The organism is Candidatus Polarisedimenticolia bacterium (assembly GCA_035764505.1).
Lineage (GTDB): Bacteria > Acidobacteriota > Polarisedimenticolia > Gp22-AA2 > AA152 > AA152.
In genome coordinates this window covers 1-2,201 of record DASTZC010000063.1, presented here as the reverse complement: position 1 = coordinate 2,201, position 2,201 = coordinate 1, and the positions used below count along the sequence as shown (strand labels likewise).

General features: G+C 67.2%; 1 protein-coding gene. It reads left to right on the top strand.

From position 1 onward, the window contains the following. A partial coding sequence (locus VFW45_04490; protein HEU5180025.1) for a hypothetical protein occupies nt 1-1,835 on the top strand: 1,835 nt, incomplete at its 5' end. Nucleotides 1,836-2,201 lie beyond the last annotated feature (366 nt).

The following is a 2,201-nucleotide window of genomic DNA, read 5'->3' as shown; positions in this document are numbered from 1 at the left end:
GCGGTAGCGATCAGGAAGATCTGTCGGACGAGGATTCACGCCGCCTGGCGGCCCAGCTCGGCGCGGGCCGCGTGCTCCTCGGCAGTGCCATCGCCACCCCGACCGAGTTCACCCTCCGCGGCTCGCTCTTGAGGGTGGCTGACGGAGCGGTGGTGGCCGATGGTGTGGTCGAAGGTTCCGCCGACAGCGTCGCGGTGCTGGTGAATCGCCTCACCGCCCGGCTTCTGAGCCAGGACGCCGGCGAGGAGCGTGAGCGACTCGATGGATTGGCGGCGACCTCGCTCGAGGCCCTGCAGGACTACCTCGCTGGTCGCAAGGCGTACCGCCGCGGCGATTACTTCACGGCCATGGATTTGTACGCCCGCGCCTTCGCTCGTGATTCGAGTTTCGCCCAGGCCGCCTTTGGATTGCTGTCCGCCAATCAGCACATCGGTACCGTGTTGCGGATCGATGGCTTCTTGCTGACCCCGACGATCTGGCGGCTCCGCGACCGATTGACCGCGCGGGATGCGGCGTTGCTTCGTGCGTTGCCCTGGGTAGGGCCCAACTATCCAGCCCCCTCCAGCTACGCCGAGATCATCGCCCAGGCGGAGGTCGCCGCATCGGATGCCCCGGACAGCCCGGAGCATTGGTTCGCTCTGGGGAATGCGCTCACGCAATATGGCGCCGTAAGCAGTGTCCCTGACTGGCCGCGGCGGGCCGCGGAGGCGCTCGACCGCGCGATCGGGCTGGACTCGAGTTTCACCCCTGCCGTGGCGACACGGCTCTTCGTGGCCATGTGGATGGAGGATGAGGCGGCCATCCGGAGGTTTGCCGGGCTGATGGAAGGGCCCGTGACCGCTGGGTTCGCCGACGGAACGATGCTGTGGGCGGCCGCGGTGACGCTGCGCGACAGCGCCGGTGCGTGGCGATGGCGCGGGCAGGGCAGCGAGTCGCACATCAATTTTGTCACCAAGCTCGTCAAGATGCCCCTCCATGCCGTTACGACGGGACTTCCCCTGGCCGATGCCCACTGGGCCAACCGGACCCTTCGACAGGTGGGCGCCACCGAGCTGGAACGCGCCGCTGCCCAGTTGGGCGAGTTTGCGGTTACCGCCGCTGAAGGCCGGCTGATCTCGTTCGGGGAGTGGCGATTCGATGAAGACCGGTTCGGCAACTCTTGGATCGCGGCCAATCTGATTCGGCAGGCATTGATTGAACCGGGGTATGATCAACAGGTGCGGGAGCTGATGCGCCGGTACGACCCGGCTCGCTGGCCTCCCGTCCGTGATTGTTTCGTCGAGCTGTATCGAGTCCACACCGGTGACACCAGTTCCACCCGTCAGGCGATCCAGCGTTTGCGCGCCTTTGCGGCCAGCACGCCACCACCCGATGATGCCGCGGCCTGGCCGTCGCTCGAATTCCGGGTCTGCCCTCTTCTGCTGGAGACAATCCTCGAGGGACCGCCGTTCGGCCATGGAGGGGGGAAGCATCTCGAGGCGCTGGAGATGTTGATGCGCCAGGGCCCGCGCTGGTTTACCGGAGCGGCTGTCGGGCCCACCGCCCCGGTTGCCTTGGCCAACTGGACCATTGCCCGGTTGCGCGAGGCGGAGGGTGATATCCCCGGGGCGCTCGCGGCCATCCGGCGGAGGGAGAACTCCTACTATCCGGAGTATCTCTGGTCCCTGCCCGCCTTCCTCCGGCAGGAAGGCCGGCTCGCCGCCCTGGTGGGTGATACGGTAGGAGCCCGCCGCGCCTACGATCACTATCTCACCTTGCGTACCGATCCGGATCCTCCCCTCCGGGCGCAACGGGACTCCGTCGTGGCTGAGCGCGCCCGGCTCGGGTCCCCATGATGGAGATGATCGCTGAAGCGACCGGGTGTTCGCGGGATCATCGACCAACGATGCAGAGCACGACCGACCATTGACCATCGACCATCGACTATCGACCGCCCTCGCCGACCGCTACCGCATCGAGCGGGAGCTGGGCCAAGGCGGCATGGCGACGTACCCGCGATTGAAATCGCGGCTCGGCACACTGTGGCTGCGCCACGGACTTCATTCCCTGGCTCACGTCGCGGGGCGACCTTTTGCCGAGCCGCGGCTTGAGCGCCGTCGCCAGCTGAGTCACGCGAAATGACCGTCAACACTGCCCTTACCACCGCCCTCGCCGACCGCTACCGCATCGAGCGGGAGCTGGGCCGGGGTGGCATGGCCACG